We start from the raw sequence: 21,870 nt of genomic DNA, 5'->3' as shown, positions 1-21,870 counted from the left end.
GACTAGGAGCCCTTCTGGGTCGTGTCGGGGCCGCCGTCGGCGGCTCCGGGGTGGGAGGGGGAGGAACGGGGGCCGGCGAGGCGCTGCAGCTCGGCGACCAGGTGCGCCCGGAGGGCGGGCTCGGCCACGCGGAGGTAGCTGTCGACGGTCTCGTCGCCGCGGGGCGACCAGGAGATCACGAGCAGGCCGCCCTCCTCGACGACGCGGTCGATCACGTAGCTGCCCTGGCCCGCTCCGCGCAGGAGGGAGGCCGGGATCACCGTCTCGCGCTCGCCGACGGGGGCGATCACGACGCCGCGCTCGTGGAGGCGCAGCACAGCGTTGCCGCGGAAGCCGAGCCCCGGCAGCACGACGCGCTCGAGCGGCTGCTCGAAGCGGGTCGTGGCCACGTACGGGAGGTCGACGCGCTCGACCTCGGCGCCCAGCGAGGACGCGGGCACGGGCTCCGGCGCGAGGGCGGCCGAGCGGCGGCGCCGCGCGCGCCAGGAGAGCAGCATGCCGACGAAGACGAGGACGACGACCGCGGCGATGACGATCGTGATCGCGGCCCTATCCACGGGAGGCCTTCGCGGAGGCGGCGACGACCGCCGCGTCGACGAGCTCGCCGTCCAGCACGGTCGGGAAGCCCCGGTGGAGGGTGGCGACGACGCGGCCCGGCAGCTCGCGACCGAGGTACGGGGAGTTGCCGCTGCGGCCGCGCAGGTCCTCGACGGAGAAGCGGCGTCGCGCCTCCGGGTCGTAGAGCACGACGTTCGCGGCGGCCCCGACGGCGAGGCCGCGGTCGTAGCCGTCGAGCCGGCCGATGCGGGCGGGGGCGGAGGAGAGCACGCGCGCGACGTCGGACCAGCTCATCCGCCCGTCCTCGACGACGGCGGCGTGCACCACGCTCAGCGCGCTCTCGAGGCCGACCATGCCGAACGCCGCGGCGTCCCACTCGCAGTCCTTCGCCTCGACCGGGTGCGGCGCGTGGTCGGTGGCGACGATGTCGATGGTGCCGTCGGCGAGGGCCTCGCGGAGGGCGAGCACGTCCTCGTCGCGGCGCAGCGGCGGGTTCACCTTGAAGCGGGCGTCGTAGCTCGGCCCGTCCTGGCCGGCGACGGCCTGCTCGGTGAGGAGCAGGTGGTGGGGGGTGACCTCGGCGGTCACGTCGATCCCCCGGGCCTTCGCCCAGCGGATGACGTCGACCGAGCCCGCGGTCGAGACGTGGCAGACGTGCAGGCGGGAGCCCACGTGCTCGGCGAGGAGCACGTCGCGGGCGATGATCGCCTCCTCGGCCACGGCGGGCCAGCCCTGCAGGCCGAGGGCGCTGGAGACGGCGCCCTCGTTCATCTGCGCGCCGACGGTGAGCCGCGGCTCCTGCGCGTGCTGGGCGACGACTCCGTCGAACGCCTTGACGTACTCGAGAGCGCGGCGCATCAGCAGCGCGTCCGAGACGCACTTCCCGTCGTCCGAGAAGACCCGCACGGCCGCGCGGCTGCGGGCCATCGCGCCGAGCTCGGCGAGCGACTCCCCCGCCAGACCCACGGTCACCGCGCCGATCGGGCGGACCGTCGCGTAGCCGGCGTCCTCGCCCAGGCTCTGCACCTGCTCGACCACGCCCGCGGTGTCCTGCACCGGCGAGGTGTTCGCCATCGCGAAGACGGCGGTGAAGCCTCCGGCAGCCGCAGCTCGCGTGCCGGTGAGGATCGTCTCGCTCTGCTCGAACCCCGGCTCGCGCAGGTGCGTGTGCAGGTCGACCAGGCCGGGTAGCGCCAGCAGGCCGTCGGCGTCGATCACGCGGGCCCCGCGCGAGTCGAGGTCGGCGCCGATCTCGACGATCACGCCCCCGTCGATCAGCAGGTCGGCGGTCGACTCGTCGGCGAGCGTCGCTCCCGAGATCAGGATCCGCTCCGGCGCCGTGCTCTGAAGCGGCTGGGCAGTGCTCATCAGTGGACCTCCCGTTCGCCGGACAGCAGCAGGTAGAGCGCGGCCATCCGGACGGACACTCCGTTCGTGACCTGTTCGAGCACCGTGGAGCGGCTCGAATCGGCGGCCGCCGAGGAGATCTCGACGCCCCTGTTCATGGGTCCGGGGTGCATGACGATGGTATCGGGACCCAGCCGGGCGAGCCGCTCGTCGTCGAGGCCCCAGATCCGCGCGTACTCCCGGCCGTTGGGGAAGAACCCGCTCGACATCCGCTCGAGCTGGATGCGCAGGAGCATCACGACGTCGGGGAGCCCGGTGTCGATCGCCTCGTCCAGATCGAAGCGGATGGTCGCGGGCCAGTCGCGCGTGTCGACCGGCACGAGGGTCGGCGGTGCGACCAGCGTCACCTCGGCGCCCAGCGCCGTCAGCAGCCAGACGTTCGAGCGCGCCACCCGCGAGTGCAGGACGTCGCCCACGATCGTGACCGCGACGCCGTCGAGGCTCTTGCCGCGGGACGCGGAGGCGCCGTGCAGGCGCCGGCGGATGGTGAACGCATCCAGGAGCGCCTGGGTCGGGTGCTCGTGGGTCCCGTCGCCGGCGTTGAGGATCGACGCGTCGATCCAGCCGCTCGCCGCCAGAACCGCGGGGGCTCCGGAGGCGCTGTGGCGGATGACCACGCCGTCGGCGCCCATCGCGGCGAGCGTCTGCGCGGTGTCCTTCAGGCTCTCGCCCTTGGAGACGCTGGAGCCCTTCGCGCTGAAGTTGATGACGTCGGCCGAGAGCCGCTTCGCCGCCGCCTCGAACGAGATCCGCGTGCGGGTGGAGTCCTCGAAGAAGAGATTGACCACGGTCTTCCCGCGCAGGGTCGGCAGCTTCTTGACCTCGCGGTTCTGCACGTCCGCCATGTCCTCGGCGATGTCGAGGAGTGCGATCGCGCTCGTGCGGTCGAGGTCCCGGGTCGAGAGCAGGTGCTTCACGGAGCCGTCTCCTCGCCGGTGGCCTGCGACTCGATCGCGACCAGGTCCTCACCGTCCGTCTCGACGAGCCGGACGTTGATCCGCTCGCTCAGGCTGCTCGGCAGGTTCTTGCCGACGAAGTCCGCCCGGATCGGGAGCTCGCGGTGTCCGCGGTCGACCAACGTGGCCAGCCGCACGGCTCGCGGACGGCCGATGTCGCTGAGGGCGTCCAGGGCGGCGCGGATGGTGCGGCCCGAGAAGAGGACGTCGTCGACGAGGACCACGGTTCGGCCGTCGATGCTCGCGGGGACGGCGGTGCGCGCGGGGGTGCGGACCGGGTGCCGGGAGAGGTCGTCGCGGTACATCGTCACGTCGAGGGAGCCGGCGAAGACGGGGGGCCCGTCCGGCTCGATCCGCGCGATCGTCTCGGCGATGCGCCTCGCGAGGGCGACGCCGCGCGTCGGGATGCCGAGGACGACCAGCGACTCGGGGCCGCGGTTCGACTCGAGGATCTCGTGGGCGATGCGCGTGAGCGCTCGCGTGATGTCAGCGCCGTTGAGCACGATTCGTGCCGTCACACCGACCTCCTTCCCCGCCTCACAGGACGGCTGTTAAAGGAAAAGCCGTGTCGAGTATAGGGGCCGTCACGCGGCCCGCCGGACGGGCAGCCCGGGAACGACTTCGGCCCGCCCGATCACGGGGATCCGGCGGGCCGAGCAGGTCTCCGGGGCGGGTCAGGCCGTCGTGCGGGACTCCGCGACGGAGGCGAGGAGCCCGTTGATGAAGCCCGCCGAGTCGTCGGTCGACAGCGACGTGGCGGCCTCGACGGCCTCCGAGATGGCGACGCCGTCGGGCACCGCGTCGTTGTGCAGGATCTCCCACACCCCGATCCGGAGGATCGCGCGGTCGACCAGCGGCATGCGCGAGAGTGTCCAGCCCTGGGCGAGCCGGGCGATCAGCTCGTCGATCTCGTCGGCGTGGTCGATGACCCCGTCGACGATCTCGCGGGCGTAGAGCCACGAGGCCTCACGGGCCGGCTCGTTCGCCGCTCGCTCGGCCTCGGCGCGCAGCGACTGGGCGAAGCTGATCTGCCGGACGTCGGCGTTGTAGAGGATGTCGAGGGCGCGCTTGCGCGCCTTCGTGCGAGCACTCACGGGAGGCCCGGCTCAGCTGACGCGGCCGAGGTAGTCGCCCGTGCGGGTGTCGACCTTGACCTTCGTGCCCTGCTCGAGGAAGAGCGGGACCTGGATCTGGTAGCCGGTCTCGACCGTCGCGGGCTTGGTGCCGCCGGTCGAGCGGTCGCCCTGGAGGCCCGGCTCCGTGTAGGTGATCTCGAGGACGACCGAGGCGGGGAGGTCGATGTAGAGCGGGTCGCCGTCGTGCAGGGCGAGGGTCACGTTCTGGTTCTCGAGCATGAAGTTCGCCGCGTCGCCGACGACCGCCTCGGGGACGGTGATCTGGTCGTAGTCGCTGGTGTCCATGAACACGAAGTCCGCGCCGTCTCGGTAGAGGTACTGGAAGTCGCGGCGGTCGACGTTGGCCGTGTCGATCTTGGCGCCCGCGTTGAAGGTCTTGTCGACGACCTTGCCCGTGAGGACGTTCTTCATCTTGGTGCGGACGAAGGCGCCGCCCTTGCCCGGCTTGACGTGCTGGAAGTCGATGACGTTCCAGAGCTGGCCGTCGATGCTGAGGACGGTGCCGTTCTTGATGTCGGTGGTAGAGGCCATGCGAAGGGGGATCCGTTTCGGTGGAAGTCTGCGCCGGCGAGCCCGGTACGCGGGCGCGGCGATATCGGCCGGTCCGGCTGACCCGTCGAGTGTAGTCGACGCGGCCCCGTCGGCAGAGGAGTCTGGACGCCGCATGCGAATCGCCCCAACGGCGCCGCCCGGGCTCAGCCGAGTCGGACCTACGATCCGATCTCCTGGTACGCCGCGAACAGCAGCGACGTCTCCGGCCCCTGCAGGATGCTCGGGCGGGCGATGTCGTCGAGGACCACGAAGCGGAGCATGCCCGCACGGGTCTTCTTGTCGCGCTGCATCGCGGCGAGGAGCGTCTCCCACCGTCCGAGCGGGTAGCTCGTCGGCAGGGTCAGCGACTCGAGGACCCGGCGCTGGCGGTCCACGACCGCGTCGCTGAGCGATCCGGTCAGGCGCGAGAGCTCGGCCGCGAACATCATCCCGACGGAGACGGCCGCGCCGTGGCGCCACTGGTAGCGCTCGGCGTGCTCGACCGCGTGCCCGAGGGTGTGCCCGTAGTTCAGGATCTCGCGCGGGCCCTTCTCGGTGAAGTCCTCGCCGACGACCCGCGCCTTGATCCCGATCGACAGTTCGACCAGGCTGCGGAACTCCTCCGACGTCGGGTCCGTGGCCAGGTCGATGTCGGACTCGATGATGTCGAGGATGCGCGGCTCGGCGATCATCCCGTACTTCACGATCTCGCCGAAGCCGGCCAGGATCTCGTTGCGCGGGAGGCTGGTCAGCACGTCGAGGTCGGCGACGACCGCCCGCGGCGCGTGGAAGGCGCCGACGAGGTTCTTGCCCTCGGCCGTGTTGATGCCGGTCTTCCCCCCGACGGCCGCGTCGACCATCCCGAGCACGGTGGTCGGCACCTGCACCAGGTCGACCCCGCGGAGCCAGGTGGCGGCGACGAAGCCGGCCAGGTCGGTGATCGCGCCGCCGCCGAAGCCGACGACCACATCCGTGCGGGTGAAGTCCGACTGCCCCATCACCTGCCAGCAGAAGGCCGCCACCTCCACGCGCTTCGCGGCCTCGGCGTCCGGGACCTCGGCGAGCAGCACCTCGTAGCGCTCGAGCAGGCTCTCGCGGATCTCGGCGGCGAGGACCGCGAGGGTCGGCGGGTGCACGATGAGCACCTTCGCGGCCCGGGGGCCGATCGCGTCGGCGAGGCCGTCGAGGAGTCCGCGCCCGACGTGGATGTCGTAGCCGTTCTCTCCGGCGACGGGGATGGCGGTGGTGCCGTCGTTCATGACTGTCTTCCGCTCGGGCGGCTCGTGGCCGCCGGGTCCGATGGTGCAGGGGTGGCGGAGGGGCGCTGCGCGCGCACCCACTCCGCGATCTCGGCGGCGATCAGGGTGATCGGCCGCCGGGAGGTGTCGACCACGGTGTCCGCGAGGGACTCGTAGACCGGGCGCCGCTCGTCGAAGATGCGGACCCAGTCGCCGACCCCGCCGCGCACCAGCGGGCGGGAGCCGGAGCCGAGCCGGTCGCGGACGGCCTCGGCCGTGGTGGTGAGGAGCACGACGGGCACGTCCGCGAGGTCGGCGCGCGTCGCGGGATCGAGCACCGCTCCCCCGCCGAGGCTCAGCACCACGTCGCGACGGACGGCGCGCTCGACGACACGGCGCTCCTCCCGGCGGAAGGCCGGCTCGCCGTGGGCGTCGAAGTAGGGGGCGATCGGGCCGTGGGTGCGCACGAACTCCGCGTCGGAGTCGACGAACCCGGCGCTCAGCGCCTTCGCGACCCGCTTGCCGATCGTCGTCTTGCCGGCGCCCATCGGGCCGATCAGGACGAGGCGGGCGCGGGCCGCGCCGGTATCGTGACCCGCCATCAGCGGGCCGCCGAGGACGCGGCCATCAGGCGAGCCCGAGAGCCGGGTCGCTCGCGGCGGCCGTGCGGAGCTCGTCGGGGATGGCGGCGAGGTAGCCCTGCAGGTTGCGGCGGGTCTCGGTGACGCTGTCGCCGCCGAACTTCTCGAGCACGGCGTTCGCGAGCACCAGGGCGACCATCGCCTCCGCGACGACACCGGACGCCGGCACCGCGCAGACGTCCGAGCGCTGGTGGTGGGCGCCGGCCGCCTCGCCGGTGGCGACGTCGACGGTGCGCAGCGCGTGCGGCACGGTCGCGATCGGCTTCATGCCGGCGCGGACCCGCAACACGGTCCCCGTGCTCATCCCGCCCTCGGTGCCGCCGGCCCGGTCGCTGGACCGGGAGATGCCGGCGTCGGACTGGAAGAGCTCGTCGTGCGCCTCCGAGCCGCGGCGGGTGGTGGTGAGGAAGCCGTCGCCGACCTCGACGCCCTTGATCGCCTGGATCCCCATCAGGGCCGCCGCGAGCTGGGAGTCGAGACGACGGTCCCAGTGCACGTAGGAGCCGAGTCCGGGCGGGAGATCGTACGCGAGGACCTCGACCACGCCGCCGAGGGTGTCGCCGTCGTCGTGGGCGCGGTCCACCTCGGCGACCATGAGGGCGCTGGTCGCGGCGTCGTGGCAGCGCAGCGGATCCGCGTCCAGGGCGGCGACGTCGGCCGGGCCGGGCAGCGGCGAGCCCTCGGGCACGCGGAGCGGCCCGATGGCGAGGGTGTGGCTGACGAGCGAGACGCCGAGCTCGCCGAGGAAGCGGCGGGCGACGGCACCGAGGGCGACGCGGGCCGCGGTCTCGCGGGCGGAGGCGCGCTCGAGCACGTTGCGGGACTCGGGGAAGCCGTACTTCTGCATCCCGACGAGGTCGGCGTGGCCCGGGCGGGGCCGTGTGAGCGCGGCGCCGCGGCCCTTGGGCAGGCTCTCGGGGTCGCGGGGCTCCGCCGACATGACGTCGACCCAGCGCGGCCACTCCGTGTTGCCGATGCGCAGGGCGATGGGGCTGCCCATCGTCGCTCCGTGCCGGACGCCGGAGGAGATCGTCAGCTCGTCCTGCTCGAAGTTCATCCGGGCTCCGCGGCCGTAGCCGAGCTTCCGGCGCGCCAGATCGGCGCGGATGTCGTCGAGGGAGACGGGGACGCCCGCCGGCAGTCCTTCGAGGACGGCGACGAGTTCGGGACCGTGGGATTCCCCGGCCGTGAGCCAACGGAGCATCCTCCGATTCTGGCACACGAGGTCAGTGCGCCGGACCCGCCGAGACGGCTCGGCGCATCGCAGCGAGCACCTCGTCCTCGCGATCGAGAGGCAGGACCGGGTCGCCGCCGACGAAGATCCGCACCTGCACGAGTGCCTGGTGGAGCAGCATCCCGAGCCCGGAGACGACCGGGGAGCCGCCCTGCTCCCAGCGCCGGGCGAGCGCGCTCGGCCACGGGGAGTACGCCACGTCGAACAGGGTCGAGCCCGCGACCGCCGCGTCGGGCACGTCGAGGCCGTCCGCCGCGCCGCCGGGGAGCGTCGAGATCACCAGTGGCGCTCCGGTGGACCAGTCGGCGAAGGAGCGGACCGAGAGCGGGACGCCGAGCGACTCCGCGAGCGGAGCGAGCTCGACGGCCCTCGACGCCGTCCGCAGGACGAGGTCGACCCGCGCCGCGCCGAGCTCGGCGGCGGCGGCCAGGGCGGAGGCGGCGGTCGCTCCCCCGCCGAGCACCTGGACGCGCTCCGCCGAGACGATGCCCGCCTCGGCGAGGGCGCGCACGATGCCCGCGACGTCGGTGTTGAACCCGCGGAGGCGGGGTGCCGGGCCGGAGCGGTCGACCAGCACCGTGTTGACCGCGCCGGTGACCCGGGCGACCGCGTCCTCCTCCGCCAGCAGCGGGCGCACCGCGTGCTTGAGCGGCATGGTCAGCGACAGTCCGTGCCAGGGCTCACCGGACACGACCTCGGAGAGGGTCGCCTCCGTCGTCTCGACGGCGCGGTAGCTCCAGTCGAGTCCGAGCACCCGGTAGGCGGCCGCGTGCAGCGCGGGCGACTTCGAGTGCGCGATCGGCGCGCCGAGGACCGCGAGGCGGTACCCGGCGGCCGTCACTGGTACTCCGGGTGGTCCCGCATCCAGGCCTGCCACTGGTCGACGGCCGCGTTGTGCTCGGCGTCGGTGGTGGAGTAGACCGTCTCGCCCGTCTCGAGGTTCACCGTGACGAAGTACATCCAGGTGCCGTCCGCGGGGTGCATGACCGCGTCGATCGCCACGTCGCCCGGGTTCGAGATCGGCGCGGGCGGCAGGCCGTCGCGCTGGTAGGTGTTGTAGACGTTGCCGGCGTCGTTCCGCTCGGCGTCCGTGGTCGAGACGCGGTCGGTCGCGCCGGTGCCGTACGCCACGGTCGCGTCCGACTGCAGGCGCCACCCCTGGTCGAGGCGGTTCTGGAACACGCGCGCGACCTTCGGGAAGTCCTCGGCGACGCGGGCCTCGCGCTGCACGAGGGACGCGAACACCACGACGCGGTAGCGGTCGTCCACCGGGACACCGGCCTGGTCGAGCGACTGGTACATCCGGTCGACCAGCGTCTTCAGGATGTCGTGCGCCGGCGTCGACGGGTCGATGTCGTACGTCGCGGGGAACAGGAACCCCTCGAGGCTCGTCGCCCCGGCCGGGAGCCCGAACGAGCCCCAGTCGGCGGCGGCCGCCTCGAGGTCCGTCAGCGCGACCCCGGTGCCGTCCGCGATGAGAGGCAGCGCCTCCTTGAGCGCCGTCCCCTCGGGGATGACGAAGGTGTTCGCGAGGCGCGTCGACTCGGAGTCGAGCAGCGCCGACAGTGCGGCCTTGGCGCTCATCTCGGCCTTGAGCGAGTACGCGCCGGGCTGGAAGACGGGCTCCGGGCTCTGAGCGAGGAGCAGGTCGTAGAAGGGGTCGTACGACTTGATGACCCCGTCCGAGACGAGGTTGTTGGCGATGTCGCTGCCGCCGTCGCCCTGGTGGATCGTGAACAGCACCTCGCTCGAGCCGGTGCCGGTGAAGTCGGTCGGCTCGGGCTCGGCGAACAGGCCGCGCACGGGCTCGAGGAAGATCGTCACGGCGATGGCGACGAGCGCGGCGAAGACGCCGAAGGCCAGAAACCCGCCGATGAGCCCGCGGCGGCTGCGGCGCTTCTTCGCGCCGCCCGTCGCGGGAGCCGCGCGGCGCCGCTTCGGGCGCGCGTCCGGGTCGAACGCGGCCGCGTCGTCGCGGCCGCGGGGCTCGGGCACGTCGGGCCCGGTGAAGAGGCGGCCCAGCGGATCGTGCGCCTCAGTCGGCGCGGGCTGCTGCTCCGGAGTCGGGTCGGGCGGAGTCGGCTGCGCCTGCTCGGCGGCGCGGGCGTCGCGGCGGCTCGGGGGGACGTCGGTCACGGGGAGGTCCTTCGTTCGGTTCGAGCAGGACTCCGGCCGGGGTGCCGGCCGAGCGCTCGGAATCGATGGCGTGCTGCAGGATCACCACGGCGGCGACCTGGTCGATCACGGCTCGGGAGCCGCGGGTGGTGCGTCCGGAGCGGTGCAGGGCGCTCTGAGCGGTGACCGTCGACAGCCGCTCGTCGACGAGCCGCACCGGAGCGGTGGGCACCGCCTCGGCGAGCAGTCGAGCGAATCCGCGCGCGTCCTCCGTCGAGGCCGTCTCGGCCCCCGACAGCGACAACGGCAGTCCGACGATGATCGCCTGGGCATCGTACTCGGCGGCGAGGTGCGCGATCCGGGAGACGTCCGAGGATCCGCCGTCAGTGCCCGCCCGCGCGACCGTCTCGACGGGCACCGCGAGCAGGCCGTCGGCGTCGCAGCGGGCGACCCCGATGCGGGCGCGGCCCACATCGATGCCGAGCCGGACGCCGAACCGGCCCATTCAGCTGGTCGCTTCCTGCACCACGGCCTCGAGCGCCGCGCCGATGGCGGAGACGTCGGAGCCGCCGCCCTGGGCGAGGTCGTCCTTGCCGCCTCCGCCGCCCCCGAGGATCCCGGCGGCGCGCCTGGCGAGCGCACCCGCGCGGCGGCCCTGGTCGCGGGCGGCCTGGTTGGTGGCGACGATCACCGCGGGCTTGCCCGAGACGTCGGCGGCCAGCGCGACGACGGCCGGCTCCTGGCCGAGCCGCTCACGGACGGAGGTCACGAGGGAGCGCAGCTCGTCGGTCGATCCCGCGGTGCCGATGCTCTCGGCGACGACGGTCGTGCCGCCCACCGTGCGACGGGTCGCGGCGAGGGCGGGCACCCGGTCGGCGAGGGCCTTGGCCTCGAACGCGGCGATCCGCTTCTCGGCGGCCTTGAGGCTCGCGACGAGCTCGCCGATCCGCTCGGGCAGCTGCTCGCGCGGGGTCTTCAGCGAGGACGAGATCGTGCTGACGAGGGCGCGCTCGGCGGCGAGCTCCTGGAAGGCCTCGCGGCCCACGAGCGACTCGACGCGGCGGTTGGTCGATCCGACCGAGGACTCGCTGACCAGGCTGATCACGCCGACCTCCGACGAGCGCCCGACGTGGGTGCCCGCGCAGAGCTCGCGCGACCAGGGCCCGCCGATGTCGACCACGCGGACGACGTCGCCGTACTTCTCGCCGAAGAGGGCCATCGCGCCGAGCGCCTTCGCCTCGTCGATCGGGAGCTCGCGCGTGACCACCTCGAGGTTGTCCCGGATCGCCGTGTTGGCGATCTCCTCGATCTCGCTGCGGGTCTCGAGCGAGAGGGCCTGGTTCCACGAGAAGTCCAGGCGCAGGTAGCCCGCCTTGTTGTAGGAGCCGGACTGGTGCGCCTGCGGGCCGAGCACCTGGCGCAGCGCGGCGTGGATGAGATGGGTGCCCGAGTGCGCCTGCGTGGCGCCCCGGCGCCAGTCGCGGTCGACGACGGAGGTGGCGGCGTCGCCCACTCCGACCTCGCCGCTGGCGACCTGGACCTTGTGGCTGATGAGACCCTTGACGGGCTTCTGCACGTCGAGGACCTCGAGATCGAAGCCGGAGCCGACGATGCGGCCGGCGTCGGCCTCCTGGCCGCCCGACTCCGCATAGAGGCTGGTCGCCTCGAGGATCACCTCGGCGATGTCGCCCGCGACCGCCTTCGTGACGGAGTGCCCGCCGACGATGAGGCCGAGGATGCGCGTCTCGGTGTCGAGCACGTCGTAGCCGGTGAACAGCGTCTCGCCGTGGGCGCGGAAGTCGGCGTAGACCGAGAGATCGGCCAGCGCCGACTTCTTCGATTTCGCGTCGGCCTTCGCACGCGTGCGCTGCGCGGTCATGAGGGAGTCGAACGCCTCGCGGTCGACCGTCAGACCCGACTCCTCGGCGATCTCGAGGGTGAGGTCGATCGGGAACCCGAAGGTGTCGTGCAGGAGGAACGCGGTGTCGCCCGGCAGCGTCGGCGACTCGGCCTTCTTCGTCTTCAGGACCGCGAGGTCGAGGATCTCGGTGCCGGCCGCGAGGGTGCGCAGGAACGCCTCCTCCTCGCCGTAGGCGCTGGTCGAGAGGCGCTCGAACTCCGTGGACACCTCGGGGTAGGCCGACGCCATCGCGTCGCGCGAGGCGGCGAAGAGCTCGGGGAACGTCGCGGTGTCCACTCCGAGCAGGCGCATTGCGCGCACCGTGCGGCGCATCAGGCGGCGGAGGATGTAGCCGCGCCCCTCGTTGGACGGCGTCACGCCGTCCGACAGCAGCATCAGCGAGGAGCGCACGTGGTCGGCGATGACGCGCATGCGGACGTCGTCCTCGTGGACGGCTCCGTAGCGGCGGCCCGAGAGCTCGGCGGCGCGATCGAGGACCGGACGGACCTGGTCGATCTCGTACATGTTCTCGACGCCCTGCTTGAGGAAGGCGACGCGCTCGAGGCCCATGCCGGTGTCGATGTTCTTGCGCGGCAGCTCGCCGAGGATGTCGAAGTCGACCTTGCTCGTGCCCTCGCCGCGGAGGTACTGCATGAAGACGAGGTTCCAGATCTCGACGTAGCGGTCGTCGTCCGTCGCCGGGCCGCCGTCGATCCCGTAGGCGGGTCCACGGTCGAAGAAGATCTCGGAGCAGGGGCCCGCGGGGCCGGGCTGGCCGGTCGACCAGTAGTTGGTGTCCTTGTCCAGGCGCTGGATGCGCTCGTCCGGCAGTCCCGCGATCGTCTTCCAGAGCGCGATCGCCTCGTCGTCGTCCTTGTAGACGGTGACCCAGAGGTCCTTCTCGTCGAAGCCCAGTCCCCCGTCGCTCTCGGCGCCGGTGAGCAGCTCCCAGGCGTAGCCGATCGCCCCCTCCTTGAAGTAGTCGCCGAAGGAGAAGTTGCCGTTCATCTGGAAGAAGGTGCCGTGACGAGGCGTCTTGCCGACCTCCTCGATGTCGTTGGTGCGGATGCACTTCTGCACGCTGGTGGCACGCGGGTAGGGCGCGGGGACCACTCCGGTGAGGTAGGGCACGAACGGCACCATGCCGGCGACGGTGAAGAGGAGGCTCGGGTCCTCGCTCACGAGGGAGGCGGAGGGGACCACGGTGTGGCCGCGGCTCCCGAAGAAGTCGAGCCAGCGGTTGCGGATGTCTGCGGTCTGCATGGGTTCCGTTACGGTTCGGTCGGTGACGACGCGGATGTCGGGCGGCGGGGCGTCAGCCCTCGCCGATGGCGGCCTTCAGTTCGGCCTCGCGCTGGTGGTAGCCCTCGGAGACGGCCTCGCCGAGCTCCTTCGCGGTGCGGTTGATGTCGGCGAAGAGCCGGGCGCCCGCCTCGGTGCGCGAGACCTGGTGGGCGACCGCGAATCCGAGGCCGATCCCGATGACGATCAGGAGGATGTTCTTCACGGGGTGTCCTTCCACAGCGGCGGGGCGGGCGCGACGGCGCGGCGACCCGTTCGATTCTAGGGCGCGGGCGCGGCGCTACTTCGAGCGCGGGCGCTTCGTGCGCTTCGCGGCGGAGCGGCCGACCGCGGCTCCGGCCTTGTCGGCCGTCCGTCCGGCGACGAGCACGGCGCGGACTCCGGCGGTGAAGCCGGCGAGCTTGATGAGCGGACCGCCGACGGTCGCGGCCGTGAGGGCGACGAGCGCGTTGACGTTGCCGGTGACCTCGGCGACGTCCTTGGTGATCGTGTCCACCCGCGCGAGCTGGTGGTTGGCCTCGCGGAGGGTGGAGGCCGACTCGTCGAGGATCGGCGTCAGTCCGTCGCTGGCCTGCTTGATGGCCTCGCTCGTGCTGTCGAAGACGCGTCCGAGCTTCCAGAGCGGGACGGCGGTGATCGCCACCAGGATCGCGAACACCCCCGCGGCGATGAGCCCTGCGATGTCTCCACCGGTCACGGTGACCTCCGTTCGATGCCGCCCAGCGCGGCACTCCAGCCTACCGACGGGCCGCGAGAGGGTCGGACGCGGGGACGGGCGCTCGGCTCGGGCGCGACGGCCGGATCGGGCGCAGCGCGGGACTCTCGGAGCGCGGCGGGCACTCCGGATCGCGACCCCGGGAACGGGAAAGGCCCCGGTGCGGACACCGGGGCCTTTCTCTGCGGGGCTGGACTCAGCGGGCCGCGTAGTACTCGACGACGAGCTGCACTTCGCAGGTCACGGGGACCTCGGCGCGCTTCGGGCGGCGCAGGAGCGTCGCCTGCAGCTTGTCGATCTCGACCTCGAGGTAGCCCGGGGTCTTGGGGAGGACGTCGACGTGTCCACCGGCGGCGGCGACCTGGAAGGGCTCGGTGCCCTCGGAGCGGGTCTTGACGTGGATGACCTGGCCCGGCTTCACGCGGAAGGAGGGGCGGTCGACCGTCTTGCCGTCCACCATGATGTGGCGGTGGGTGACGAACTGGCGGGCCTGCGCGGTGGTACGGGCGAAGCCCGAGCGCAGGACGAGGGCGTCGAGGCGCATCTCGAGGAGCTCGACCAGGTTCTCACCGGTCAGGCCCTGGGTGCGGCGCGCCTCCTGGAAGGCGATGCGGAGCTGCTTCTCGCGGATGCCGTACTGGGCGCGCAGACGCTGCTTCTCACGCAGGCGGACCGCGTAGTCGGAGTCGGCCTTGCGCTTCGAGCGGCCGTGCTCGCCGGGAGCGTAGGGACGCTTCTCGAGGTAGCGGGCGGCCTTCGGGGTCAGGGGGATGCCGAGGGCGCGCGAGAGGCGCGTCTTCGAGCGGGTACGGGACGTGGTCGACACAGTGGTCCTTCCAAGGTCTGAGAGGTTCGGTCGCAGCTCTCGACCGCCGGCTCCGGGAGGAGGGCGGACGCCGCGGTCGTGTCCTCCGCGGGTGCGGGGGAAGGGTGACCGCAGTGGCGGGCTGCGCGATTCAGAGGGATGCGCTGCTCCGCTCGGCTACAGAGCGGTGGGCAACCTCGCAAGACTATCAGGCCACGGCCTCCCGTGCGGGTCGCGCGAGTTCGCGGTCGGCGCGGTCAGCCCCGGTCGCCGCGGATGATGCGCAGGAGCTTCGCCAGTCGTGCGGAGACGTCGCGCTCGTTGCCGTGCTCGGTGGGCCGGTAGTACCGCGCGCCCTGGAGCGGGTCCGGGAGGTACTGCTGCTCGAGGACGCCGAGGTCGGCGTCGTGCGGGTACCGGTAGCCCTTCCCGTGGCCGAGCTTCTTGGCGCCGGGGTAGTGCGCGTCGCGCAGGTGCGCCGGCACCCGGCCCGCGCGGCCAGCGCGCACGTCCGCGATGGCCGCGTCGATGGCGGAGTAGGACGCGTTCGACTTCGGGGCGGTCGCCAGGTGCACGACCGCCTGGGCGAGCGGGATGCGCCCCTCCGGCATGCCGATGAACTGCACGGCGTCGGCCGCGGCGATCGCGACGACGAGCGCCTGCGGGTCGGCCATGCCGATGTCCTCGGACGCGGAGACGATGATGCGGCGGGCGATGAACCGCGGATCCTCCCCCGCCTCGATCATCCGGGCCAGGTAGTGCAGCGCCGCGTCGACGTCCGAGCCCCGGATGGACTTGATGAAGGCGCTGATGACGTCGTAGTGCTCGTCGCCGTTGCGGTCGTAGCGCAGCAGGGCTCGGTCGACGGCGCGCGCGACGACCTCGGTCGTGATCACGGGGAGCGCGGGCTCCTCGGCGGCGGCCTCGACGGGAGCGCCCTCGTCGTCCTCGTCCTCCTCGTCCGGGTCCTCCGCGGCGGCGGCGCGGGCGGCCCGGTCGGCCTCGCGGGCCTCCGAGCGGGCGGAGGTGGCGGCGGCCTCGAGCGCGGTCAGCGCCCGCCGGGCGTCTCCGGAGGCGAGCCGCACGATGCTCGCCCGGGCCTCCTCCTCCAGCGTCACCGAGTCGCGCAGACCCCGCTCGTCGTGCAGGGCGCGGTCGACCAGGACGCCCAGGTCGTCGTCGCTGAGCGGCTCGAGGGTCAGCAGGAGCGAGCGCGAGAGCAGCGGCGCGATCACCGAGAACGAGGGGTTCTCGGTCGTGGCCGCGATGAGGATGACCCACCCGTTCTCGACCCCGGGCAGCAGTGCGTCCTGCTGCGCCTTGGTGAAGCGGTGGATCTCGTCGAGGAAGAGCACGGTGGACGTGCCGTAGAGGTCGCGGGTGGAGAGCGCCTCCTCCATCACCTGCCGCACGTCCTTCACGCCCGCCGTGACGGCGGAGAGCTCGACGAAGCGGCGGCCGCTGGAGTGGGCCACCGCCTGCGCGAGCGTGGTCTTGCCCGTGCCGGGAGGGCCCCAGAGGATCACGGACACCGCTCCCCGCTCCCCCGTCGTGTCGGCGGCGAGGGCGACCAGGGGCGAGCCGGGCGTCAGGAGGTGGCGCTGGCCGGCGACCTCCTCGAGGCTGCGCGGCCGCATCCGCACGGCGAGCGGAGTCGCCCCGGAGCGGAGTCCGGCCTGCTGCATGGTCATGCCCCCAGCGTAACGACGGCCTCCGACAGAGCCCCGGCCCGACTGCCCGGCGCGACGGAGCGGCGTTTGTCGCGCCTCCGGCGGTTCTCGTAGGCTCGACGCGGCCTGCGTGCGCGGGCCGCCGCGCCGAAGCCGCGCGGACGAGGACGTCGGAGGAACACGTGGCCCAGGGCAAGTCGAACGACCGCGAGGCGCGCACCCGGCTCCGGGCCTACCAGGCCCGTCAGAGCCTCCACCGCTCGAGGCAGAAGCGGCGCGTGCGCGACAACGTGATCGCGGCGATCGCCGCCGTCGTCGTGATCGGGCTCGCGGTCGTCGCCCAGATCCTCTACTTCTCCGGCGGCCCCGGCACCCCGGTCGCCGAGCCGACCTCCTCCTCCTCCGCGACCCCGACGCCCGAGGCGACGGGGGCGAACACCGGCGACGTCCCCTCCTCCGACATCGCCGAGGGCCGCGACTGGACGGGCACGCTCACGATCGGCGAGGACCCGCTGGGCATCACGCTCGCCGGCGCCGCTGCCCCGCAGGCGGTGTCCTCCTTCATCTCGCTGACGCAGTCCGGCTTCTACGACGGCGTCTCCTGCCACCGCCTCACCACGGAGGGCCTCTACGTCCTCCAGTGCGGCGACCCGGACGGCGACGGCACCGGCGGCCCCGGCTACAGCTACGGTCCCGTCGAGAACGCGCCCGAGGACGGCGTCTACCCGGCCGGGACCATCGCGATGGCCCGGCAGGGCGGCAACGGCTACAGCCAGGGAAGCCAGTTCTTCGTCGTCTACCAGGACACGACCCTGCCCGCCGACGCGGCCGGCGGGTACACCGTGCTCGGGCAGGTCACCTCGGGACTCGACGCCCTCGTCAGCGACGTCGTGTCGAAGGGCACGGCCGACGGATCGGGTGACGGCGCCCCCGCCGAGCCCGTGACCATCACCTCCGTCTCCGTCCAGTAGCCGCACCCGCGGCGTCGTCACGGTCCGCCCGCGCGGGGAGTGCAATAGGCTTGTCGTCACTGCCCGTTCGCGGCCGAGCGCGGTCTTCGGCCCTCCGGCCGTCGAGCCCCACCGGCCGACGACGCGACGGGCACCGAGAAGCACGACATCGAACAGCAAGGTGAGGCTCCGAGCGATGAGTGACCAGCAGCCGTGGGGACGGGTCGGCGACGACGGGACGGTCTACGTCCGCGTCGGCGACGGGGAGCGAGAGGTCGGCCAGTACCCCGATGCGACTCCCGAGGAGGCGCTCGCCTACTACGAGCGCAAGTACACGGAGCTCGCCGGGCAGGTCTCCCTGCTCGAGCAGCGCGCCAAGCGGGGCGCGCCCGCCGGAGACGTCGCCCGCACGGTGCAGTCGCTGTCCGCGGCCATCGCGCAGGCGAACGCCGTCGGCGACCTCGAGTCGCTGCAGACCCGGGTCGACGCGCTGAGCGGCTCCGTCGAGGATCTGACCGAGCAGCAGGCGGCCGAGTCGAAGGCCGCGCTGTCCGAGGCCCTCGCCCACCGCGAGGCCATCGTCGCCGAGGCCGAGGCCCTGGCGGCGGTCGACCCGGCGAAGACGCAGTGGAAGCAGGCCAGCGCCGCGATCGACGACCTCTTCGCCCGCTGGCAGAACCACCAGCAGCAGGGCCCGCGCCTTCCCAAGAACGACGCGAACGAGCTGTGGCGCCGGTTCCGCGGAGCGCGCACCACGATCGAGCAGAACCGCAAGGCGTTCTTCGCCGACCTCGACTCCGCGCACCGCGAGGCCAAGCAGGCCAAGCAGGCGCTCATCGACCAGGCCGAGGCGCTGGTGCCGCAGGGCGCCGATGCCATCCCGGACTACCGCGCGCTCCTGGAGCGCTGGCGGGTCGCAGGCCGCGCAGGCAAGCGGTTCGACGACGCGCTCTGGGCGCGCTTCAAGGCCGCCGGCGACGCGATCTACGGCGCCAAGGCCGAGATCGTCGCGCAGGAGAGCGTCGAGTACACCGAGAACCTCGACCTCAAGCTCGCCCTCCTCGAGGAGGCGGAGCCGCTCCTGCAGGAGCAGGACCGCGAGAAGGCCAAGCGGGTGCTGCTCTCGATCCAGGAGCGCTGGGACGCCGTCGGCCGCGTGCCGCGCGAGCAGGTGCGCACCGTCGAGGACCGCCTCCGCAAGGTCGAGGCGCACGTCCGCAAGCTCGACGAGGAGCACTGGAACCGCAGCAACCCGGAGCGCAAGGCCCGCTCCGAGGGTCTCGCCTCGCAGCTGACCGCCGCGATCCAGAAGCTCCAGGACGAGCTCGACGAGGCGAAGGCGCGCGGCGACCGCGACGCGATCGCCCAGGCTCAGGAGGCGCTCGACGCCCGCAAGGTCTGGCTCGACGCGATCGGCTAGACCCGCGCCGGCGGATCCCTCCACAGATCCGCTCGCGACGCTCCGGAGGGGAGGCGCATCGGCCAGCATGGCCGGATGCGCCTCCCCTCCGTGCTCCTCCCCGGGCACCTCCCTCTCGCGGAGCTGTGCGCCGCCCGCCTCGACGGCGAGCTGGTCGCGCTCGACGAGGGCTTCCTCGTCGCGGACCTGCCCCTGGGGGCGTCCGAGCGGGCCGCCTCCCTGCGCTCGTTGCTCCCCCGCGGCGCCGTCGCCGATCGTCTCTCCGCCGCATGGGTGCACGGGGCGACGCACGGCCCGCCGCCGGTGCACAGCGCCTCGATCGACCGGCGGAAGCGCCGACAGGCGCCGTCGAACCCCCGCCTGCGCTGCCACGAGGTCCTGCTCGACGAGGACGACGTCGTCCTCCTCGGCGGCGCGCCGGTCACGTCGCCTGCTCGCACGCTGATCGACCTCGCCCGGACGGAGGACGCGGGCGCGATCCTCCGGGCGCTCTCTCGGAGCACCCGGACCGGCCTCGACGCCGTCCTCGCGAGGCTGGAGGAGGGCAGCGCCGTCGCCGGACGGAGGATCGTCGGACGACGGCTGCGGGCGGCGCTCGGCGAGGCGCCGCCCGGGGATCAGCCCGCGTTCACCCGGTAGACGTCGTAGACGGCGTCGATCCGGCGCACGGCGTTCAGCACGCGGTCCAGGTGGGTGGTGTCGCCCATCTCGAAGACGAACCGGCTGATCGCCAGCCGGTCGCTCGAGGTGGAGACCGTCGCCGAGAGGATGTTGACGTGGTGCTCCGAGAGCACGCGCGTCACGTCGCTCAGCAGGCCCGAGCGGTCCAGCGCCTCGACCTGGATCTGCACGAGGAAGATGCTCTTGGAGGACGGCGCCCACTCGACGTCGACGATCCGCTCCGGCTCCTTCAGCAGCTCCTGCACGTTGTGGCAGTTCGCCTGGTGCACGGAGACGCCGGCTCCCCGCGTCACGAATCCGACGATCTGATCGCCCGGAACCGGAGTGCAGCACTTCGCGAGCTTCACGAGGATGTCCGGCGCGCCCTTCACGAGGACGCCCGACTCGCTGCTCCGGCTCCGCGGCCGGGGCGAGCGAGGGAGGGTGACCTCGTTCTCGTCCGACTCCGGATCGCCCTGGATGGAGGAGACGACCTTCTCGAGCACCGACTGGGTCGAGACGTGGCCCTCGCCGACGGCCGCGTAGAGCGCCTCGACGTCGTTGTAGCGCAGCTGGCTGGCCACCTCGGTGAAGGTGTCCTGGCTCATCAGCTTCTGCAGCGGCAGGTTCTGCTTCCGCATCGCCCGGGCGATGGAGTCCTTGCCCTGCTCGATCGCCTCGTCGCGCCGCTCCTTGGTGAACCACTGCCGGATCTTGTTGCGGGCCCGCGGGCTCTGCACGAAGTGGAGCCAGTCCTGGCTCGGTCCCGAGTCGGGGTTCTTCGAGGTGAAGACCTCGACCACGTCGCCCGTCGTCAGAGCCGACTCCAGCGGCACGAGGCGCCCGTTGACCTTGGCGCCCATCGTCCGGTGCCCGACCTCGGTGTGCACCGCGTAGGCGAAGTCGACCGGGGTCGCACCGGTCGGCAGGCCGATCACGCGTCCCTTCGGGGTGAAGACGTAGACCTCCTTGGCGCCGATCTCGAAGCGGAGGGAGTCGAGGAACTCGTTCGGGTCTGTGGTCTCCGACTGCCAGTCCGAGAGGTGCGCGAGCCAGGCGAGGTCGGTGTCGTTCGATCCGGAGGTGGGCACCTTGCCGGTGGCCATCTGCTCCTTGTACTTCCAGTGCGCCGCGATGCCGAACTCCGCGTGCTGGTGCATCTCGTTGGTGCGGATCTGGATCTCGACCGCACGCCCCTTCGGCCCGACGACCGTCGTGTGCAGCGACTGGTAGAGGTTGAACTTCGGAGTGGCGATGTAGTCCTTGAACCGGCCCGGCATCGGCGTCCAGCGGGCGTGGATCGAGCCGAGCACGGCGTAGCAGTCGCGCACCGAGTTCACGAGGACGCGGATGCCGACCAGGTCGTAGATCTCGTCGAACTCGCGACCGCGGACGACCATCTTCTGGTAGATCGAGTAGTACTGCTTCGGCCGGCCGACGACACGACCGCGGATCCGCCCGGCCCGCAGGTCCTCGCTGATCAGGTCGATGACGTTCTGCACGAACTCCTCGCGCTGCGGCGTCCGCCGCTTCACCAGGCTCTCGATCTCGTTGTAGATCTTGGGGTAGAGCACCGCGAAGGACAGGTCCTCGAGCTCCCACTTGATCGCCTGGATGCCGAGGCGGTGCGCCAGCGGCGCGTAGATCTCGAGAGTCTCGGTGGCCTTGCGGGCCGCGGACTCGGCGGGGACGAAGCCCCAGGTCCGCGCGTTGTGAAGGCGGTCGGCGAGCTTGATGATCAGGACGCGGATGTCCTTCGACATCGCCACGATCATCTTGCGGACGGTCTCGGCCTGCGCGCTGTCGCCGTACTTGACCTTGTCGAGCTTGGTGACGCCGTCGACGAGCATCGCGACCTCGTCGCCGAAGTCCGCGCGGAGCTCGTCGAGCTGGTAGTCGGTGTCCTCGACGGTGTCGTGCAGCAGCGCGGCGGCGATCGTCTTCGAGCCGATGCCGAGGTCGGCGAGGATCTGCGCGACGGCCAGCGGATGAGTGATGTAGGGCTCGCCGCTGCGGCGCTTCTGGTTCGCGTGCGCCCGCTCCGCGACCGAGTACGCGCGCTCGATCAGCGCGATGTCGCTCTTCGGATGGTGCATCCGGACGGTGCGGACGAGGGTGTCGACAGCACCGGAGGGCTGCGCGCGCGAGAAGATCCGCGGGACCAGTCTGCGCAGGGCAGCGGTCGAGGACGTCGTCGTCGTTTCCGTCACGCGAGGATCTCCATCGCCCCATTATCGCCCGTGCGGACGGCGCCGATGACCGTTCCGCCCGGGGCGGACGGCGCCGGCGTCAGCCGATGCGTCCCGGGCGCCCCTCGCCGTCGACCACGTCGCCGCCCGCCGCGGCCCAGGCGGTCATGCCGGCGTCGACGTTGGCGACCTCGTATCCGGCGCCCTCGAGGGCCTGCGTCACCATCGCGGAGCGGACTCCGGAGTGGCAGACCACCAGGATCGCCGTGTCGGCCGGGAGCTCGTCCTGCCGGGCGCCGATCTCCCCCATCGGGATGTGATGGGCGGCCGGAGCATGCCCCGCCGCCCACTCGTGCGGCTCCCGGACGTCGAGCAGCCAGACCTCGTCGCGCTCTACGAGTCCGACGGCGTCGGCCGCCGTGACCTGGGCGTAGTCGGCCACG

Annotated in this window: 21 protein-coding genes and 1 pseudogene; 3 read left to right on the top strand and 19 right to left on the bottom strand. The window is 72.4% G+C overall.

Features of this window, described 5'->3' with window-relative positions; translation table 11 throughout:
* Nucleotides 1-2: 2 nt before the first annotated feature.
* From C5C36_RS01585 to C5C36_RS01505, 17 genes and pseudogenes are all read right to left on the bottom strand, one after another.
* Nucleotides 3-557, bottom strand: coding sequence for a hypothetical protein (locus tag C5C36_RS01585; protein WP_104255383.1), 555 nt, complete (start codon nucleotides 555-557; stop codon nucleotides 3-5).
* Nucleotides 550-1,926, bottom strand: a complete 1,377-nt coding sequence (locus tag C5C36_RS01580) for a dihydroorotase (protein WP_104224748.1) — start codon at nucleotides 1,924-1,926, stop codon at nucleotides 550-552. Before C5C36_RS01580 ends, C5C36_RS01585 begins: the two co-directional genes overlap by 8 nt.
* Complete coding sequence (locus C5C36_RS01575; protein WP_104309115.1) at nucleotides 1,926-2,882, bottom strand: aspartate carbamoyltransferase catalytic subunit; 957 nt, start codon at nucleotides 2,880-2,882, stop codon at nucleotides 1,926-1,928. Before C5C36_RS01575 ends, C5C36_RS01580 begins: the two co-directional genes overlap by 1 nt.
* Entirely contained in the window at nucleotides 2,879-3,439 is a 561-nt protein-coding gene (gene pyrR / locus C5C36_RS01570; RefSeq protein ID WP_104309114.1) for a bifunctional pyr operon transcriptional regulator/uracil phosphoribosyltransferase PyrR, read from the bottom strand. Before pyrR ends, C5C36_RS01575 begins: the two co-directional genes overlap by 4 nt.
* Nucleotides 3,440-3,595: 156 nt before the next feature.
* On the bottom strand, nucleotides 3,596-4,015 hold the full coding sequence (nusB, locus tag C5C36_RS01565; protein WP_104224751.1) for a transcription antitermination factor NusB: 420 nt from the start codon (nucleotides 4,013-4,015) through the stop codon (nucleotides 3,596-3,598).
* 12 nt (nucleotides 4,016-4,027) lie between these two features.
* Entirely contained in the window at nucleotides 4,028-4,588 is a 561-nt protein-coding gene (gene efp / locus C5C36_RS01560; RefSeq protein WP_068210208.1) for an elongation factor P, read from the bottom strand.
* 179 nt (nucleotides 4,589-4,767) lie between these two features.
* Complete coding sequence (gene aroB, locus C5C36_RS01555; RefSeq protein WP_104309113.1) at nucleotides 4,768-5,847, bottom strand: 3-dehydroquinate synthase; 1,080 nt, start codon at nucleotides 5,845-5,847, stop codon at nucleotides 4,768-4,770.
* Nucleotides 5,844-6,428 carry a shikimate kinase gene (locus C5C36_RS01550; RefSeq protein ID WP_104225325.1) on the bottom strand — a complete coding sequence of 195 codons (585 nt, stop codon included), beginning with the start codon at nucleotides 6,426-6,428 and terminating at the stop codon, nucleotides 5,844-5,846. Before C5C36_RS01550 ends, aroB begins: the two co-directional genes overlap by 4 nt.
* A 25-nt stretch (nucleotides 6,429-6,453) precedes the next feature.
* Nucleotides 6,454-7,671: a chorismate synthase gene (aroC, locus tag C5C36_RS01545; RefSeq protein ID WP_104309112.1), complete on the bottom strand. Its 1,218-nt coding sequence runs from the start codon at nucleotides 7,669-7,671 to the stop codon at nucleotides 6,454-6,456.
* A gap of 22 nt (nucleotides 7,672-7,693) precedes the next feature.
* A complete protein-coding gene (locus C5C36_RS01540) occupies nucleotides 7,694-8,542 on the bottom strand; it encodes a shikimate dehydrogenase (protein WP_258063458.1) in 849 nt (282 codons plus the stop codon).
* Nucleotides 8,539-9,837, bottom strand: a complete 1,299-nt coding sequence (mltG, locus tag C5C36_RS01535) for an endolytic transglycosylase MltG (protein WP_181131498.1) — start codon at nucleotides 9,835-9,837, stop codon at nucleotides 8,539-8,541. Before mltG ends, C5C36_RS01540 begins: the two co-directional genes overlap by 4 nt.
* Before the next feature lie 10 nt (nucleotides 9,838-9,847).
* Nucleotides 9,848-10,321, bottom strand: a pseudogene (gene ruvX / locus C5C36_RS01530) (Holliday junction resolvase RuvX); the annotation flags it as partial.
* On the bottom strand, nucleotides 10,322-12,979 hold the full coding sequence (gene alaS / locus C5C36_RS01525) for an alanine--tRNA ligase (protein ID WP_104269497.1): 2,658 nt from the start codon (nucleotides 12,977-12,979) through the stop codon (nucleotides 10,322-10,324).
* A gap of 52 nt (nucleotides 12,980-13,031) precedes the next feature.
* Entirely contained in the window at nucleotides 13,032-13,223 is a 192-nt protein-coding gene (locus C5C36_RS01520) for a hypothetical protein (RefSeq protein ID WP_104225329.1), read from the bottom strand.
* Nucleotides 13,224-13,298: 75 nt separating this feature from the next.
* Nucleotides 13,299-13,715, bottom strand: a complete 417-nt coding sequence (locus C5C36_RS01515) for a DUF948 domain-containing protein (RefSeq protein WP_104224759.1) — start codon at nucleotides 13,713-13,715, stop codon at nucleotides 13,299-13,301.
* A gap of 214 nt (nucleotides 13,716-13,929) precedes the next feature.
* Complete coding sequence (gene rpsD / locus C5C36_RS01510; RefSeq protein WP_068210518.1) at nucleotides 13,930-14,559, bottom strand: 30S ribosomal protein S4; 630 nt, start codon at nucleotides 14,557-14,559, stop codon at nucleotides 13,930-13,932.
* 236 nt (nucleotides 14,560-14,795) lie between these two features.
* Nucleotides 14,796-16,229, bottom strand: a complete 1,434-nt coding sequence (locus C5C36_RS01505) for a replication-associated recombination protein A (protein WP_104246774.1) — start codon at nucleotides 16,227-16,229, stop codon at nucleotides 14,796-14,798.
* 161 nt (nucleotides 16,230-16,390) lie between these two features.
* Between C5C36_RS01505 and C5C36_RS01500 the strand changes: the two genes are divergently transcribed.
* The 3 genes from C5C36_RS01500 (at nucleotide 16,391) to C5C36_RS01490 (ending at nucleotide 19,217) form a co-directional block, all read left to right on the top strand.
* Entirely contained in the window at nucleotides 16,391-17,179 is a 789-nt protein-coding gene (locus tag C5C36_RS01500) for a peptidylprolyl isomerase (RefSeq protein WP_104233313.1), read from the top strand.
* A gap of 175 nt (nucleotides 17,180-17,354) precedes the next feature.
* On the top strand, nucleotides 17,355-18,578 hold the full coding sequence (locus C5C36_RS01495) for a DUF349 domain-containing protein (protein WP_104233314.1): 1,224 nt from the start codon (nucleotides 17,355-17,357) through the stop codon (nucleotides 18,576-18,578).
* Between the two features lie 75 nt (nucleotides 18,579-18,653).
* The gene (locus C5C36_RS01490) at nucleotides 18,654-19,217 is read left to right on the top strand and encodes a type IV toxin-antitoxin system AbiEi family antitoxin (RefSeq protein ID WP_104225333.1); all 564 of its coding nucleotides are present in this window, start codon (nucleotides 18,654-18,656) and stop codon (nucleotides 19,215-19,217) included.
* Here C5C36_RS01490 and C5C36_RS01485 read toward each other — a convergent pair.
* Together C5C36_RS01485 and C5C36_RS01480 are read right to left on the bottom strand one after the other, a co-directional pair.
* A complete protein-coding gene (locus tag C5C36_RS01485) occupies nucleotides 19,196-21,448 on the bottom strand; it encodes a bifunctional (p)ppGpp synthetase/guanosine-3',5'-bis(diphosphate) 3'-pyrophosphohydrolase (protein WP_104225334.1) in 2,253 nt (750 codons plus the stop codon). The genes C5C36_RS01490 and C5C36_RS01485 overlap by 22 nt on opposite strands.
* A 79-nt stretch (nucleotides 21,449-21,527) precedes the next feature.
* A complete protein-coding gene (locus C5C36_RS01480) occupies nucleotides 21,528-21,869 on the bottom strand; it encodes a rhodanese-like domain-containing protein (RefSeq protein WP_104233315.1) in 342 nt (113 codons plus the stop codon).
* Between the last annotated feature and the right edge of the window lies 1 nt (nucleotide 21,870).

Origin of the sequence: Rathayibacter sp. AY1G1 (assembly GCF_002932095.1) — a bacterium.
Classification (GTDB): domain Bacteria; phylum Actinomycetota; class Actinomycetes; order Actinomycetales; family Microbacteriaceae; genus Rathayibacter.
This window is presented reverse-complemented; position numbering and strand designations above follow the sequence as displayed.